Origin of the sequence: Mucilaginibacter jinjuensis, from assembly GCF_028596025.1 — a bacterium.
GTDB classification, from domain to species: Bacteria; Bacteroidota; Bacteroidia; order Sphingobacteriales; family Sphingobacteriaceae; genus Mucilaginibacter; species Mucilaginibacter jinjuensis.
The window spans coordinates 3,434,203-3,451,510 of record NZ_CP117167.1 but is presented as its reverse complement, the minus strand read 5'-3'; the positions used below and the strand labels follow the sequence as shown (position 1 = coordinate 3,451,510).

The following is a 17,308-nucleotide window of genomic DNA, read 5'->3' as shown; positions in this document are numbered from 1 at the left end:
TGCTTCGTTCCTCGCAATGACGGAACTTACGATGCTTATTTCGACTCCCTGGTAAAAGTACCTGCATCAACAAAACTGCTTTTACCATCCTTAATAGCAATTGCTTTAACGGTTGTTGTTGCTGAAATTGAAAATGGTTTGCTATAAATTGTCGATGCTGCTGTAGGAGTACTGCCATCTAATGTATAGTAGATCTTAGTGTCCTTCTCCGCGCATTTAATTTCCATACTAAAAGGTTGGCTGAATGTTTTAGCTGAAGTACTGAAATATGGATTAGAGATAATCAAATCATCTGTTATTTTAGAAGTAGGTTTTTCCAGGTCATTTACAAACAGCTGATTAGGCAAACGCCCCATAAACACTTCAAATTCGCCGCCATTGATAATGTCATCATTGGTGATATATAGTTTATTGTAGGCATGTTTAGCCAGGTTCATACCCTGTAAATAGATATTACCTCGACCAACACTTGCATTTGCATTAAGGATGGTAAACTTCTTACCATTCTCAAGATTAATCACCGCCTTATCAAACTGCGGCAAACCAACCTGAAATTGATTTTGCCCCGGAGCAATATTATATAAGCCCAATGAGCTCATCACATACCAGGCCGACATTTGTCCGCAATCTTCATTGCCGGCCAATCCATCTGGCTTGGCGCTGTAAAGCGTATTCATGATCTTATTAAGATAAAGCCGTGTCTTATTGGGGTTTTCTGTAAAATTAAACAAATAAGCCATGTGGTGGCTTGGTTCGTTACCATGCGCATATTGGCCGATTAATCCACTTATATCATCCTGCTTACGGCCTGTGAGTGGCTCGGTTGTAGTAAACAATTCATCCAGTTTGGCTTCAAAAGCTTCTTTACCGCCAATACGGTTCATAAGCCCCTCCACATCCTGTGCCACCAGGAAAGAGTATTGCCAGGCATTACCTTCGGTATAATTATCATTTACATCGGTAGCTTTAAATGGTGTAAACCAGCCACCATTGGTACGGCCTTGCATAAAACCATTTTCGGTATTATTTAAGTTTTTCCAGTACTGAGCACGTTTAATATACTCATGGTAATCGGCATCATGATTCAGCATTTTGGCCATTTGGGCAATGCACCAATCATCATAAGCGTACTCTAAAGTTCTTGAAACGGATTCGTGTATGTCATCAATAAGTACTGCGCCATTTTTTCGGTATGAATCGAGACCAAACTGGTCGCGATTTACAGTAGCCTTCATATCTGTAAAAGCTTTTTCGGCATCAAAATCCCTGATACCTTTAGCATAAGCATCAACAATAACCGGGATAGAGTGATTACCAGTCATGCAAAAGGTTTCGTTCGATGCCAGTGGCCATACAGGCAACACTCCACCCTGATCATACATCGTTAAAAAGCTTTTTACAAAGTCGAGGGTGCGTTTACGGTCAATCAGTGCAAACAATGGGTGTTCTGCCCTGAAGGTATCCCACAACGAGAAAACCGTATAATAAGTAAAGCCATCTGCCTTATGCACCTGTTGGTCCATGCCACGGTATTGGCCGTCTACATCGCTGTAAACATTTGGGGCTAGCATGGTATGATATAAAGCGGTATAAAATATAGTTTGCTTTTGTTTAACGTAGTCAATGGGTTTTTCATTACCTTTTTTAGAGGATACTTTATTCGCCCCATAAGGGTTATAAGTAGCATTTTGCTGTTGTTGCTGCGATTGCATATTAGGCGCACCGCCTTCAATCTCAATCTTAGCTAAGGCATTTATCCAGGTGGTTTTGGCTTCTTTTTGTACACGCTTAAAATCGAAGTCGGGAACTTCGGCATTCAGGTTTTTTAATGCACCATCTGCACTTACCGATGAGATCCCTACTTTGGCGATAACCTCTTTAGGGTCATCAAATGTGATGTACATCTTTATATTTTTGCCCTGTAATTTTTCTTTTCCGTGTTGTACAACATCATTTAAGGCTATACCATAAGTTTTCAACGGTTTAGAAAACTTAGCGTAAAAATAAACCGATTGATCTTTAGCCCATGATTTAGACCGCCGAAACCCACGGATCTCATGATCGTTCACCACCTCAATCCATGAATCCAGAACCTCATCCCGGTGTTTCAGATCTATGATGATATTGGCATCGCCAGAATTTAAGAAGGTATACCGATGAACACCCACACGTGTTGTAGCTGTAAGCTCTGCGTCGATGTTATATTTCTCTAAATGCGTTTTATAATAACCAGGGGTTGCTATCTCGTTCTTCTTTTTAAATACAGAGCGATAATCAGTATTCAGCAATTTGGGATCGCCGGTGGTGGGCATAAACAATACATCGCAATAATCTGCAATGCCGGTACCGCTTAGATGGGTGTGTGAGAAGCCATAAACCACCGTATCGGTATAATGATAGCCTGAGCAACCATCCCAGCCTTCGAGCCTTGTATCGGGACTTAGCTGCACCATTCCAAATGGCACAACAGCACCGGGGTAGGTGTGCCCATGGCCGCCTGTGCCAATAAAGGGATCAACCAAAGGTGTGTAATCCTTTTTCTTTTGAGCTGATGCTGTGGTAATATAAAGCAGGGCAAGCAGCGTTAAAAAGGGCTTGCAGATGTTTGTTTTTCTAAGATGCATTATTTCGGTTACAGGTAACAACACGCAAATTAACAAGATTACCGGTATGTACCAACAAAAAACGCCCCGTGATTTACGGGGCGTTTTATTCATTTTTATGATTTTTTGATAGCGCCTATTTTGGCTAACAGTTTCCTGTTTTCGCGCCTGTGGATCAATCGATGCACAATGGCGTAAATAATAGGAAGAATCAGTAAGGTCAATATAGTTGAGGTTACCAAACCACCGATAACCACAATGGCCAAAGGTTTCTGTGTTTCTGAACCGATACCGGTTGATACCGCAGCCGGCATTAAACCAATTGCGGCCATCAGGGCAGTCATTACTACCGGACGAACACGGGAGATAACACCTTCCAAAATTGCAGTATCCAGCGGCATCCTGGCATCCAGATTTTTGCGGAATACCGAGATCAGGATCACACCGTTCTGGATACAAACCCCGAACAAGGCGATGAAACCAATACCTGCAGAGATACTGAAGTTGATACCTGTAATATGCAGGGCTAAGATACCACCAATTAAAGCGAACGGTACGTTAAGGATTACCAGTGTGGCATCTTTGGCGTTACCGAATGTCATGAACAAGATCAGGAAGATCACCAGTAAACAGATCGGCACCACATGCGATAATGTTTTTGATGCACGGATCTGGTTCTCAAACTCACCATTCCAGGTAAAGCTGTAGCCATGATCTAATTTTACTGCTGCACCAACTTTTTGCTGGGCTTCGGCAATGGTACTACCTAAGTCGCGGCCACGCACCGAGAATTTAACAGCGATGTAACGCTGGTTATTATCACGATAAATAAATGCTGGACCAGTTAGGGTTTTAATGGCCGAGATTTCTTTAATCGAAATCTTAGCACCATTCAACGTCGGCACCATCAGGTTCTCGATCTTTTCCTGTGTATCGCGGAAATCTTTTTGATAACGAACGCGGATATCAAACTTGCGCTCGCCTTCATAAAGCTGGGTTGCGGCTTTACCACCGATAGCCATCTCGATAACAGCATTGGCATCGGCAGTAGAAACGCCATATAAGGCCATCTTGCGCTGATCCAATTCTATCCTGAATTCGGGCTGACCTAAGTTGCGCAGCACACCTAAATCTTCAACACCCTGGATATTTTTCAACACGGCCATAACCTGGTCGGCTTTATGATCCAGCACGTCAAAATCTTGTCCGAATATTTTAACCGCCATTGATGCTGGTACACCGGCAACAGCCTCAGCCACGTTATCGCTGATCGGTTGCGAGAAGTTGTAGATAATGCCCGGGTATTTGCTCAGCTTCTTATACATATCGGCAATAAGCTCATCTTCGGTAATATTGCGTTTCCACTCTTTGTGCGGCAGTAAATCCACCTGGATCTGTACGTTAAAGAAACCTTTAGGGTCGGTACCGTCATTGGTACGGCCAACTTGCGACAGGGTTTGTTTAACTTCCGGATAGGTTGATAAGATCTCGCGCATTTTGTTGGTCACGTTCACCGAACTTTCGAGCGATGTACTCATTGGCAACTGTGCAGTTACCCATAATGCACCTTCGTTCAATTGTGGTAAGAACTCTGTACCCAAAAATTTGGCAGAAGCAAAAGTTAAAACCATGATCACTAATGACACGATTAAGCTTAACTTCTGATTTTTATAAGTGAAGGTAAACATGCGGCGGATACCGTTTTCGAAGAACAGTACAACCGGGTTATGTTTCTCTTTTACGTTTTTGTTCAGTAAAATACTCGATAGGGCAGGTACCAGTGTTAAAGTAAATATTAACGCTCCAATTAAGGCAAAACCTAAAGTGTAAGCCAATGGTGAGAACATTTTACCTTCTACCTTTTGGAAAGCGAAGATGGGAACCAAGCAGGTAAGAATGATAACCTTAGAGAAGAAGATGGATTTACCCATCTCTGTACCCACGTTTTTAAACAAGCTTAGTTTAGCCAGCTTGTTAAATTTCTCCATACCAACCTGGTGCGCCTTATGATCCAGCGCTACGAAGATTCCCTCAACCATTACCACGGCCCCGTCGACGATGATACCAAAATCGACAGCACCCATTGATAACAAGTTGGCGCTCATGCCTTTTAATCGCAAACAGATAAAGGCAAATAACAACGCTAACGGAATAACCAGTGTTACGGTTAAAGTGGTACGCCAGTCGGCCATGAACAGGAATACGATAACAGTTACCAGGATAATACCTTCGCAAAGGTTATGGATAACCGTTTCAGTACAAAAGTCCATCAAATTGGTACGATCGTAAAACGTATCGATCTTCACATCCTTCGGCAAAACGTTTTCGTTCAGGTCTTTTACCTTGTCACGAACGCGTTCCAATACCTCGGCAGGGTTTTCACCTTTACGCATTACCACAATACCTTCAATGGCATCGTTTTGCTTATCGCGGCCAACCTGGCCTAAGCGTGGTAAACCGCTTTCTTTTATTTCGGCAACGTCTTTGGCTAAAATCGGTACGTTGTTTACGTTCTTGATAATGATGTTCGAGATCTCATCGGTATTATTAATTAAACCGATACCCCTAACTACATACGCCTGGTCGTTTTTCTCAATTACATCTCCACCCACGTTAATGTTACTGCGGTTAATGGCATTGAAAACGTCAAGCGAGGTCAGCTCATATTTACGCAGCAGGGAAGGGTTAACACTTACTTCGTAGGTTTTTTCTTCACCACCAAAGCTGTTCACATCGGCTACGCCGGGGATAGCTTTAAACTGACGGTCTAACACCCAATCCTGAATAGCAGTAAGCTCGTGCAGTGATTTGGTGCGGCTTTTTAAAGTATAACGATAGATTTCGCCGGTTGGGCCATAAGGTGGCTCAACCTCCGGCTTAACACCGTCCGGAAGATCAGCATTGCTTAAACGGCTTAATACCTGCTGGCGCGCAAAGGCATCATCAACACCGTCATCAAAAATAATACGGATATAAGATAAACCGAATGAAGAGGTGGTACGCAGGTTAGATTTGCTCTGAACCGAGTTCAACACAGTCTCCATCGGGATGGTAATCATCTTTTCAACCTCCTCGGCACTACGTCCCGGCCATTGGGCTATGATGATGATCTGGGTATTGGTAACGTCGGGAAACGTTTCAATAGGTGTATTGCTATAGCTCCATACCCCTAAACCAGCCAGTACCGCCGTCATAAAGAAAACGAAGTACCGGTTTTTCAGGGAAAATTGTATGATGCCTTTAATGAATTTATTCATTGTTTCAATTAATCAATAATTAGCGATTAAACTTAATAAACTACTGTTAATCAATATTATTCAGCAGTTAATGCATCATATAACATCAGCTGATTTTTTGATACAACCAGGTCGCCGGGTTTTAAGCCAGAGCTGATATATGAAACATCATCAACGCTTTTTATAACGCTTACTTCGCGCACCTTTAAATCGCATTTGCTGTTGTAAACCACTACAAAATATTTGCTGTTATCAAAAACTACAGCCTTAGCAGGGATTGATACAGCCTGCTGGTTTTCGCTGTTGCTGATGGTTACGCTGGTAAACATTTCAGGCTTTAAAAGCATCTCTGTGTTAGGCAATACAATTTTAATTTTCATTACCTTGTTATCAGGATCAAGCACCGAGCTAATCTCATTTACCTTGCCTGTAAATACTTTACCAGGGTAAGCCAGGGTAGTTACTTTAGCAGTATAACCTTGTTTAACCTTACTGATGTCAGACTCGAACACGTTAGCCCAGATCCAAACATCCTGCATATTAGAGATAGTGAACATGCTCCCCGCGTTATCCTGGCGAATGAAGCTTCCTTGTGTAATGTTCTTCTCAACAATAAAACCGCTTTGTGGCGCCTTAACAACTAAAGTACCCGTTGCACTGGTGTTACCACCGCCATTGATAGCCAATTGTTGTTTTATTTTGCTGCTGGCAGCTACGGCTTTATTATAGTTTTCCTGAGCTTCGGTATAATCACGTTCGCTCGAGATACCGTTTTTGTATAAATATTCTGCCTGTGAAAGCTGGCGTTTAGCAATTGCCAGGTCTGCATTGGTTGATGTTAAATCGGTATAATTACCTGCAACATCGGCACTGCGGATAACAGCCAGGGTTTGGCCTTTGGTTACCCTGTCGCCCAAGGATACTTTAACTTCTAAAACCTGCCCGCTCGAGAACGGGAACACTTTAACTACATTATTATCATCAAAAGAAACCTCGCCCGATAGGTTCAGTTCATCTTTCATGGTGGTTGTTTTAGCAGTATCAATGGTAATTAGCTTGGCCATTGAATCGCTTACACATACCTGTTTATTTTCAACAGTTTCTTCTGTTTTATGCTTACACGCAGCAAGCAACGTTAAAGCGGCAAAACCGGTTACTAACGCTTTTGTCTTCATCATTTATAGTTTGTTGTTATCGAGTTAAAATTAATTATGGCTTAATTACGGTAACGCCAACGGCAAAGTTGAGGTCGGCGATAGATTTCTGCAGGTTATATTGCTGCTGCAAAATCTTAAGTTTGGTGTCTTTATAGCTATCAAAAAAGTCTATAAACTCCACTAAACCAATCTGGCGCTGCTTTAAGCTGGTCGACATGGCATTAAACAACTTGTCGTACTGCTCATTAAACTGCGTTTGCTGTGTAGTAAACAATTGCTGGTTCAGTTTATACTGATTAATAGCTTGTACTACATCATTACGTAAACGCACCTCATTATCCTGCAAAGTAGCCTGCTGGCTCATTACATCGTACTTGGCCGATTTAATATTGCCCTGGTTGCGGTTAAACACGGGTAGGGGAAGGCCGATTTGTAAACCGTAGTAGTTAGGAGCGTAACTGCTATTTTTATCGTACGAACCACCGATAGTAATATCTGGTGCAGCCATTGCTTTTTGTAAAGCCAGGTTATGCGTAGATGAGTTTAACTGATATTGGTTCGATAAATAATCGGGGCGGTTAGTTTTGGCCTGTTCAATTAAGGCAACTGCGTCAAGATTTACATCCTGTACAGGTTTGTCGTCGATAATTGGCAAAACAAAGCTGGTTTCTTTTACGTGCAACAGGGTTTTAAGTTCTGTTTGCAGTTCATTGATCTGGCGGCTGTTCTCAACCATATCGTTTTGTAAGCCAAATAATAAGGCTTTTAAACGGATTAGGTCTTTCATAGAAGTGTTGCCTGCATCGAAAGTTTTTTGCGTTGCATCAACAAGGTTACCTGCAGCTGTAATTTCTTTCTGATAAACCTGGCCTTGCTGAACCAAAGTAGCAACCTGACCAAAATCGAGTTGCAAATTGTAGCGCAGGTTACGCATCAGATCATTAAAAGCAGCTTCCTGAATTTGTGCATTATCTTTAGCAACCTGTATTTGTTTGCCACGTTTGCCGGCGGTAGTAAATACCTGGCTTAATTGTACAAACACCTGTCCGTAACCGTTTGAGTGGTCGAAGAATTTTCGGCTTGCACCGTCCCAGATGTTTTGATCGGTACTGAGGGTGGGGTTGTCCCAAAGTTTAGCCTGATCGATAAGTGCTTTAGTTGATTCTACATTATACTTTTGCGCAACCAAACTTAAGTTGTTCTGCAGAAATTGCTTTTCAGCATCCTGAAAGTTAAGCCTAAGTGTATCTGTCTGTGCTTTAGCGGTTAAGGTAGAAAAAAGTGTAAGAGCGGGTAATAAAAAAGTTAGATTCTTTAGTTTTTGCATGTTTCTGATCCCTATTCAACGTTACAAATCTTATAAACAGATATGAATTTTAGATGAAGTAATAATGCAAAACCTTCATTTTATTGCGGAATTACATTTTTATAGATCACATCGAAACTATTTTCGTAATGATGCCCTCCATCTAAAAGTATTACCTTGCAATTTTGTTTTGGCAGCTCATTAAGGGGAACGTCATCCTCGTCTTTTCCGAAAAAGCATGTGATTTTAACGTCGGTCATTTTCTCAATTTCGGCAGGTACTTTCAACTCCCTGTCGGACGAACCAAAGTTTAGTAAATCTGATACATGCACTTCAAAATCTGTATCCTTAGATGGCGATAACAAGCCTACATTATGTACTCTTTTTTTGATAGCCTCCGGTAAACGGTTGTAAATAAACGGCATTACATCGGCACCGAACGAATAACCCACCAGCACAATATTTTCCTTTTTCCAAAGTGCCGAATATTTTTCAATTAACGTTAAAGCATCTTGTGCAGTTTGTTCCGGCGTTTTCTTGTCCCAGAAATATTTTAAGGAATTGAGGCCAACTACAGGGATGCCATGCGATGCAAATTCAGAAGCGATTTGCTGGTCGAAGCCCGTCCAGCCGCCATCGCCCGAGATCATCAAAACCATATCATTGGTTTGGGCTGAACCCGTTGCTTCGGTTACTTTGATGGGCAAATCAATTTTCATGCTTGCTTCATTTGGCGCAAGTGCTTCCTGTGTTATAGATAACAAGTGAGCGTAAGCTTGTTTGAATTGCGGAACCCAGTTTTTTTCGACGGTATAACCGTGACCCACTTTTGGCAGCGAAACAACTTCGGCATGAGGCACCTTTTTAAGGAATGCAACGGTTGAGGCATAATCACAAATTTGGTCTGTAGTGCCCTGCATGGATATAAATGGTGCACTTAAATTACTAACCGGGCCAATATCATAACCCTTGTTATCATTTCGTTTAATACACTCAAATTTACCCGAACCTTTGCAAAGCGGTTTGTTGATATCAAGATCGGGACAAAATCCAAATGCAATTGCACCTTTAAATGTATTCTGCGGAGCTTGGGCCAACAAACCATAAACCAATGTGGCGCCTGACGAATAACCTAATAAGATTGGCGTGAAATAAGTTTTATAGCCCATTTCTTTCTGCACAAACTGGCTCATTTCCTCAAAATCGGTAGCCGGGTAAAGGCATTCAGCTTTGCTCTCGCGCATGTATTTGAGGATATGGCGAACATCAACTCCAATCAATAAAGTATTCGGCGATTTAACCTTAAGGGCAATACTTTCAATACCCTCGTTCCAGCCACCATCACCTGATACGCAGATAATTACATTATTGACCGCTTGGGTTGGTTTATATAAGTACATATAACCGAAGCCGCTGTAACGAATGGAGTCTGTGGTGAGGAGTTTGGCCTGGGTGGAGGTGGTGATTAAAGCCAGAATAAGTACTAATATGTGCTTTTTCATTAAGTCTGAATTATTACCGTCATTGCGAGGAACGAAGCAATCCCCGATTAGCAGAGCCTCTCTGTAGAGTTCGCAATTGCTTCGTACCTCGCAATGACGCGCTTATTTATGATAGGTATGTCTTATATATTTAAATCCGAAATCGAACCTCCGAAATCCGAAATCCCTATGGTTTCATAACTTTCGATATCGCCATAGGCAATTGCAATAAATCATAAGTATTCTCATAAACCAGATATTTATTGCGCCACAGCGGATCGAACTTCTCTTTAAAATCCCTCAACCCACGATAATGCCTAAACTGCTGGATCTTCTCATAAGCAAACTTGATGGTACGCTCGGGCAGATCTTGTGCCTTTTCGATACCCGACATAGGAGCGAGGCCCATATTCAAATACTGGTAGCCTTTGCCTTTGCAATAGTTAATCAGCTCGATAATCAGTACATCCATATTACCACCCGGTGCATCAGCCGTTTTACGGATTAGATCGTAAGTGGCTTCACCGGCGGCATAATCGGGGATTACGTTCAGGAAAGCCAATACCTTTTCATCCTCGTTTTCTAAAGTAATAATAGGTTGATTCTTCAACTGATCCCAATCAAACATACCTTGTGAGAATACAAGCTCTTCGCGGTCCATAGTGCGGAGCCATTCGTCGCTTACCAGTTTTAGTTTTTGCAGTAACCCCTCTTTAATTGGCGCTTCATATATTTTGGTGATGAAGCCTTTTTTCTGCATACTGTTAACCGCGTTACGCATTGATTTACGATCTTTACCTTCAAGCGTGAAAGTATTCAAATCCAGTATCGCTTCCTGGCCAATCACCATCCACTTTTTACCCAGATAGCCAAACAAATCGAGGCTGATGCCATCCACACGGTAATAAGCCGGTTTAATTCCCTGGTGCTGACAAAAACGCTCGAATTCACGCAAAATATCAGATTTGGTGCTCACGTTATCCTCGCAAACCGGCTCCTCCAGTACAATAGCGAAGTTATTAGCTACGCGATAAGCCAGAAAACCTTCATGCGCTTCGGAAAAGAAGAAGAGCTTATCGGCATAAGTTTTAAAGTAATCGACAGGAGAGTTGCCATACTTTTCTAAGAGATTATTAGCATCGTGAAGCTCGGTTTCGTCTATCTCACGCTCCAGAAAATAAGGTTTGATAAACGCATAAAAGACTAACCCAATAGCTACAACCCCAAAAACATTGATAGAATAAAGGAAAGTATGCGCGAACCGGGTATGCGGAACAATGCCACCCGAGTTAAGCAGAATGAAATTATCGAAAGTGCTGCGTATAGCAGCTACAAGCGAGAAATCAATATCGAAATGTTTTTTATCCAGATAATAAAAACCTACAATGCCGTATATAGTTACAGCTGCAAAAATCCACAAGGCAGCACCCAGGCTAAGGCTTTGCAGGTTGCGGTTGGTACGGATATAATATTGCTTCTGGGTAAGTAAAAGCGCAATCAATACAAATAGCGCAACCAACGATTCCTCATAATCAAAAGCCTTGGTAATGTGTCCGATTAAGGAAAATACACATAAAGCTAATGCAAAATACCAGGCATTGCGCAGTCCTCTGATGAGGAAAGCCGATGTTACAATCAGTAATATACCAATAATGATAACCAGGAAATTGGAGAAATAAATTGCTTGTACAGGCAGGAATTCACTCAACAACTTCACCCTCGATTTAATGGCTGGCGTTGATACCGAAATGATATTAACCATCCCCAAACCAAACAGCAATATGGCAGGAAAAATTCTTAAGATAAGATTGCCTTTATTAAATATAAAGCTAAATATCCCGGCAACCAGCGGTAACCAAAACTCGAACAAGCGATAGAGCAGGGTAATGGCCGCAGCCTCTGTTGTGCTGAAGCCACCGTAATGTTTCAGGAACAAAGTGAGTGACAATTCTATCGCACCCATGCCCCGCAAAAACGGAGAGATGATGAGGAACAGCGTGGCGATAATGTACCCCACAGCTGCCGCCTCGAATGATGGAACTTTACCTATGGCGGCCATTGCGATGAGTAAATGAGCTATCCCCATAAACTCGATCAGTAACGAAATCAGTACTGTTTGGATGAAGGCTTTGTAAGAGAATTTATCGGCCATAATCTCGTTCCAAATCAACTCAATCTCCGGACTTATGCGAATAATCAGCCTAAAAACTATTCCTCTTTTAAGTAATGAAAAAGTAGCCCATAATAGCACAATAATGAGCAGTCCGACACTACCGAAGGCCCACATTTCGCCCACAAACTGCTGGTTGGTGAGCATCAGCCAAAGCATCACCGGGATGGCCACCAAAAACACGGTGAAGATGCCTACAAAACCATAGATATAAGAGGCAAAATTGATGCGGCTTTTAGAGACATTTTTTTGCTCAATTTCCTTAGTGAAAAATGCCAGGGAAGTGACACCACCGCCGGGCAAAAAAACGCTGATGAAGTTGCGTTTCAGAAAAAGCTTGATGCCATCCCAGAGTTTTATGCGTGCACCAACCGTACGGAAACTGTACACATACATGTAAGCCTGGGTGGCTATGTATAAGAGGGTAAGGCAAATGCCGATGATGATCCAAACTGCTTTTGAACCGCGGAGCACACTGCCGGTACTCTTTAGTTCGGCTGATTGGTGGCGGATAAAATAAACGGCAAACAGCAGGAACAGAAACCCTAAAATTTCTTTAAAGTAAAAGTTCTTGTTTTTTAGATGTATCTGATAGCTCTTCATCTTTAACTTATCCCTCGTTCAATGATGCAATGTTCAAGAACCGGGATGAAGTTAAAGTGAAGTTCAATTATTCATCATTCCGGTATAGTAAACACGTCGGCATCCTTTAAAAAAGGGAAATAACGCCGTGCTTTAATAACTTCTTCTTTCAGTATCGAGAAAGTGTAAACATCTTCTTCGTCCCGTTTATAGTAAACAACGTTACCGGCCGGGTCAATACATTCCGAATCGCCCGAATGGTAAACCTCGTTACCATCGTGCCCCACACGGTTAACACCAATAACGTACGCAAGGTTTTCAATAGCTCGCGCAGGTATTAATGTGCGCCAGTGTAACGATCGTTTTTCGGGCCAGTTGGCTACCACAATCAGCAGGTCGTATTCGGCATTAACATTACGCAGCCATACCGGGAAACGTAGATCGTAGCATATTACCGGGCAAATTTTCCAGCCGTTTAATTCTACAATTAATTTCTCTGTTCCGGCCGTGTAAGTATCTTCTTCTTTGGCCATGGTAAACAGGTGGCGTTTATCATATTGGGCATAAGTGCCATCGGGGCGCATCCAGATGAGGCGGTTATAATAATGGCCGGCTTCCTCTATAATCAGGCTGCCGGTAACTACTGCGCCAAACTTCTGGGCAGTCTCCTGCATCCACTGCATCGACTTGCCGTACATTGGCTCGGCCAGTTTTTCGGCGTTCATTGAATAGCCGGTACTAAACATTTCGGGCAGAATAATTAAATCCGTTTTTTCACGAATACCCGCTAAGCGCAATGATATATTTTGTAAGTTTTTATCAATGTTCTCCCAAAAAAGGTGTCCTTGAAAAATGGTAATTTTAAGGTTCTCCATAAAGTTTTGTTACGGCTTGTAAATTATTGTTAATGTAATTTCAGAGCTAAAGTTTACAACTTTACTAATCTATCAACGGCTTTATCCAGTGTTTCTTGCCTTTTTGCAAAACAAAAGCGCAATACCTGGTGGTCTGTCCCCCTCGAATAAAAGGCCGAAACCGGGATGGCAGCCACGCCAATTTCTTTGGTTACACGTATAGCAAAATCGCTATCTTTCTCATCTGCTATGTTTTGGTAGCGCACCGATTGAAAGTACGAACCACTGCAAGGCAGTAACTCAAACCGCGTTTGCTTTAATCCCTCTCTAAAGTAATCTCGCTTCTGTTGAAAGAAATCGGGCAGACTTAAATAAACATTTTCGTCCTTAAGGTACGAGGCCGCAGCCACCTGCATCGGTGTATTCACACTAAACACGTTAAACTGGTGGATCTTCCTGAACTCCTGCATTAAATAAGCTGGGGCCATACAATAACCAATTTTCCAGCCTGTGGTATGGAACAGCTTGCCGAACGATGCGATAATAAAGCTACGCTGCTGTAGATCGGGGTAACGGGCCATGCTTAAATGTTGTTGACCGTCGAATACCAGATGCTCGTAAACCTCATCGCTTAGGATAATAATATCGCGGTTGTTTACAATGTCATTCAGTTGCTTAATATCATCTTCCTGCAAAATGGTAGCAGTTGGGTTATGCGGCGAGTTAAGGATGATCATCCGCGTTTTGTTGTTCACCAGCTTTTTCACCATATCCCATTGAATGCGATAATCAGGCGGATGCAACTCTAACGATTTTACGATGCCCCCCATTAACTTAATAGTAGGGGCGTAGCAATCATAAGCAGGCTCGAAAATGATTACCTCATCATTAGGATGAATAATAGCACTAATGGCTGTAAATATAGCCTGTGTGCCACCGGCAGTGATGGTAATCTCGGTATCGGGATTGTATTGTGCGCCATAAAGTCTTTCCGTTTTCTGGCTGATCTCTTCGCGAAGTGATAGCAGTCCGGGCATCGGAGCGTATTGATTATGACCATCTTTCATGGCCTTTTGCACTAATTTTTGCAGAATAGGCGAGCACTCGTAATCAGGGAATCCCTGAGATAGATTAATAGCGCCAACCTCATTAGCCAGGGCCGACATTACTGAAAATATAGTAGTGGGCGTTTGCGGTAGTTTTGAAATCACTGGTATCATGTAATGCCAAATTAACGTAAAAATGGCTTAAGGCGTATACATTTATAAACCTTATGTTTCTTAAATGTTTATTTTAGGCCCATGAAGCAGATTTTTAAGTTAGCCCCATTACTATTTGTTTTAGGCCTTGCAGCATGCAAGCAAAACGCACCCAAAGGCGTACCTGTTGTTGGTTTTGTTGATGCTTTTGAGGATGCAACCATTTCACAAGCCCGTGTTGGTTTCACCGATGCACTAAAGCAAAATGGTTTTAGTGAAGATAAAAAGACAGTCGAAATTAAATATAGCAATGCAGAAGGGAGCATCCCAACTTTAACCCAGATTGTTAACCAGTTTGTAAGCAATAAGGTTGATCTGCTGGCTACCTGCACTACTTTGGCCTCGGTTACGGCATCGCAAAAAACTAAAACAATCCCAGTATTTATGATGGTTTCGCCAACGCTGGAGCGTGCCCACTTAATACCTGCCGATGGTAAAGCACCAACCAATTTGTTTGGTGCTGTTGAAGATCTGCAATACATTGATACCTCATTCGCCCTGATACCTAAAATTCTGAAACCCAAATCAGGTAAACTGGTGGTAGGGATGATCTATAATCAGTCAGAACCACAATCAGCCGATGCTTTGGCACGGATCCAGTCTCTGGCTAAAGGTTTAAATGTTACGATCGTGGCATTACCCGTTAATTCATCTGCCGATGCACAACTGGTTACCCAATCACTGTTAAGCAAAAACATCGATGCCTTTTTTGCCAATCCTGATAATACGGTATTCGCATCATTCGAAACTATCCTGAAAAGCTGTAATGAAAAAAACGTACCGATTTTTACCAGCGAAGCCGGTTTAGTACAGCGTGGCGCAGTTGCTGCTTTTGGTGCAGATATTTACCAATGGGGATTTCAGGCGGGCTTACAGGCAGCTCAGTATTTAAAAACACACAGCACCGCAGGTTTAAAACTAGAGATGGTGAAGATCCGCAAACGCGTATACAATCCTGCTGTTGCTGCTAAATATCATCTAACTATACCTCCAAATTTTCAGGCTGTTAAATAATGGATTTCTACCTCACCGCTTTATTGCAGGGTTTATGCCTGTCGGCCATTGCGCTGGGGGTATACCTTTCCATGAAGATCTTTAACATCCCCGATATTACTACGGATGGCAGTTATACCTTGGGTGGAGTGGTTACGGCTACCATGTTAACGCACCATCAATCGTTATGGATAACTATTCCGGCGGTATTGGTTATCGGTGGAATTGCAGGTGCAGCTACGGGTTTAATTCATACCAAATTAAAGATCAATGCATTATTGGCAGGGATATTAGTAATGACGGCTTTGTATTCTGTTAATTTGACTATTCTCGGTCGATCTAATGTGCCATTGCTTAATACGGCTTCGATATTCAGCTTATTGAATATAACATCAGACTCTAATCAGAATAGCTTAGTTATATTATTAATCATAGTCATTTTACTTGTTACGATGATTGGTTACCTGCTTAAAACAGATTTCGGTATTGCGATGCGTGCAACGGGCGACAGTGAGCAAATGATCCGCGCCATGGGTGTAAATACCGACCGGATGAAAATTACCGGGCTAGCCTTAGCCAATGCGCTAACTGCTTTAAGCGGTTTTATGATGACCCAGTTTCAAGGCTTTGCCGATATTAATATGGGGATAGGCATTGTAATTACAGGACTTGGCTCGGTTATTATTGCCGAAACGCTAATTAATTGGTTCCGCATTACATCTGTTGTTTGGAGCTTGTTAATGGTTATTGGCGGCGCTGTAGTATTTCAGTTAGTACTGGCTGTTACGTTAAGTATTGGTATTGATGCCAACCTGCTGAAATTAGTAACCGCTGTATTTGTATTATTAATTGTGAGTTTACCACGTTTATCATTCCGGAGGCAACATGTTTGAGATAAGGGATGTATATAAAACCTATAATAAGGGGCAGGTAAGCGAAGTGAAAGCCTTAAATGGGATTAACCTCAATATTGCCGAAAAAGATTATCTGGTAATTGTAGGCTCTAACGGCTCGGGTAAATCTACCTTGTTAAATATTATTGCAGGTAGTGTGTTGCCGACTTCAGGTAGTATTATATTGGATCAGGAAGATATTACCAAATTGCCCGATCATCAGCGCAGCAAATGGCTGGCAAGGGTGTTTCAAAATCCACTGAGCGGCACGGCATCAGGATTGAGTATAATAGATAACTTTAGGCTGGCGGCTATCCGTACGCAACCCAAAGGACTTAAAATTGGTATCAGTGACCAGTTTGTAAAACAGGTGAAGGATAAAATAGCCACACTGGGTTTAGGTTTAGAGGATAAGATCAATCAGCAAATGGGAACTTTGTCGGGCGGCCAACGTCAGGCTTTAACGCTGCTAATGAGCGTAATGGACCATTGTAAAGTGCTACTACTGGATGAGCCGACTGCTGCGCTCGACCCAAGGTCAGCCAATATAGTAATGGAGACAGCTGACCGCATTGTAAAGGAATTTAACCTTACAGCAATACTGATTACGCATAATTTAAAAGACGCTTACACATACGGTAACCGCCTGATACAAATGGGAGAGGGACAGATTTTGCGCGATTTAAACGGCTCTGAGAAGGAAATACTCCAACAAAATCATTTATTTGAGTGGTTTAGTTGATCTTAAAAATTAATGGCAAAGTAATTGCAATA

The 17,308-nt window shown here is 42.1% G+C and carries 11 protein-coding genes; 3 read left to right on the top strand and 8 right to left on the bottom strand.

Annotated features, from left to right (window positions below; translation table 11 throughout):
* Positions 1–35: 35 nt before the first annotated feature.
* The 8 genes from PQO05_RS15490 to PQO05_RS15455 all read right to left on the bottom strand — a co-directional run bounded on the left by PQO05_RS15490 (position 36) and on the right by PQO05_RS15455 (position 14,609).
* A complete protein-coding gene (locus PQO05_RS15490) occupies positions 36–2,624 on the bottom strand; it encodes a GH92 family glycosyl hydrolase (protein WP_273628247.1) in 2,589 nt (862 codons plus the stop codon).
* A 95-nt stretch (positions 2,625–2,719) separates the two neighbouring features.
* Positions 2,720–5,860, bottom strand: a complete 3,141-nt coding sequence (locus tag PQO05_RS15485; RefSeq protein WP_273628246.1) for an efflux RND transporter permease subunit — start codon at positions 5,858–5,860, stop codon at positions 2,720–2,722.
* 56 nt (positions 5,861–5,916) lie between these two features.
* Positions 5,917–7,017 (bottom strand): efflux RND transporter periplasmic adaptor subunit, encoded by a 1,101-nt coding sequence (locus tag PQO05_RS15480; RefSeq protein WP_273628245.1) that lies wholly within the window; start codon positions 7,015–7,017, stop codon positions 5,917–5,919.
* Between the two features lie 31 nt (positions 7,018–7,048).
* Complete coding sequence (locus PQO05_RS15475) at positions 7,049–8,323, bottom strand: TolC family protein (protein ID WP_273628244.1); 1,275 nt, start codon at positions 8,321–8,323, stop codon at positions 7,049–7,051.
* An 80-nt stretch (positions 8,324–8,403) separates the two neighbouring features.
* Positions 8,404–9,804, bottom strand: a complete 1,401-nt coding sequence (locus PQO05_RS15470) for an AcvB/VirJ family lysyl-phosphatidylglycerol hydrolase (protein WP_273628243.1) — start codon at positions 9,802–9,804, stop codon at positions 8,404–8,406.
* Between the two features lie 166 nt (positions 9,805–9,970).
* Complete coding sequence (locus PQO05_RS15465) at positions 9,971–12,556, bottom strand: phosphatidylglycerol lysyltransferase domain-containing protein (protein WP_273628242.1); 2,586 nt, start codon at positions 12,554–12,556, stop codon at positions 9,971–9,973.
* Between the two features lie 74 nt (positions 12,557–12,630).
* Entirely contained in the window at positions 12,631–13,410 is a 780-nt protein-coding gene (locus PQO05_RS15460; RefSeq protein ID WP_273628240.1) for an amidohydrolase, read from the bottom strand.
* A gap of 53 nt (positions 13,411–13,463) precedes the next feature.
* Positions 13,464–14,609 carry a methionine aminotransferase gene (locus PQO05_RS15455; RefSeq protein WP_273628238.1) on the bottom strand — a complete coding sequence of 382 codons (1,146 nt, stop codon included), beginning with the start codon at positions 14,607–14,609 and terminating at the stop codon, positions 13,464–13,466.
* An 81-nt stretch (positions 14,610–14,690) separates the two neighbouring features.
* Here PQO05_RS15455 and PQO05_RS15450 point away from each other — a divergent pair, with 81 nt between their 5' ends.
* Genes PQO05_RS15450 through PQO05_RS15440 form a run of 3 tightly spaced genes read left to right on the top strand, consistent with a single transcriptional unit; the run spans position 14,691 to position 17,276 of the window.
* Entirely contained in the window at positions 14,691–15,662 is a 972-nt protein-coding gene (locus tag PQO05_RS15450; protein WP_273628237.1) for an ABC transporter substrate-binding protein, read from the top strand.
* Positions 15,662–16,534 (top strand): ABC transporter permease, encoded by an 873-nt coding sequence (locus PQO05_RS15445; protein ID WP_273628236.1) that lies wholly within the window; start codon positions 15,662–15,664, stop codon positions 16,532–16,534. Before PQO05_RS15450 ends, PQO05_RS15445 begins: the two co-directional genes overlap by 1 nt.
* On the top strand, positions 16,527–17,276 hold the full coding sequence (locus PQO05_RS15440) for an ABC transporter ATP-binding protein (protein ID WP_273628235.1): 750 nt from the start codon (positions 16,527–16,529) through the stop codon (positions 17,274–17,276). The genes PQO05_RS15445 and PQO05_RS15440 overlap by 8 nt, the downstream gene beginning before the upstream one ends.
* The last annotated feature ends 32 nt before the right edge of the window (positions 17,277–17,308 follow it).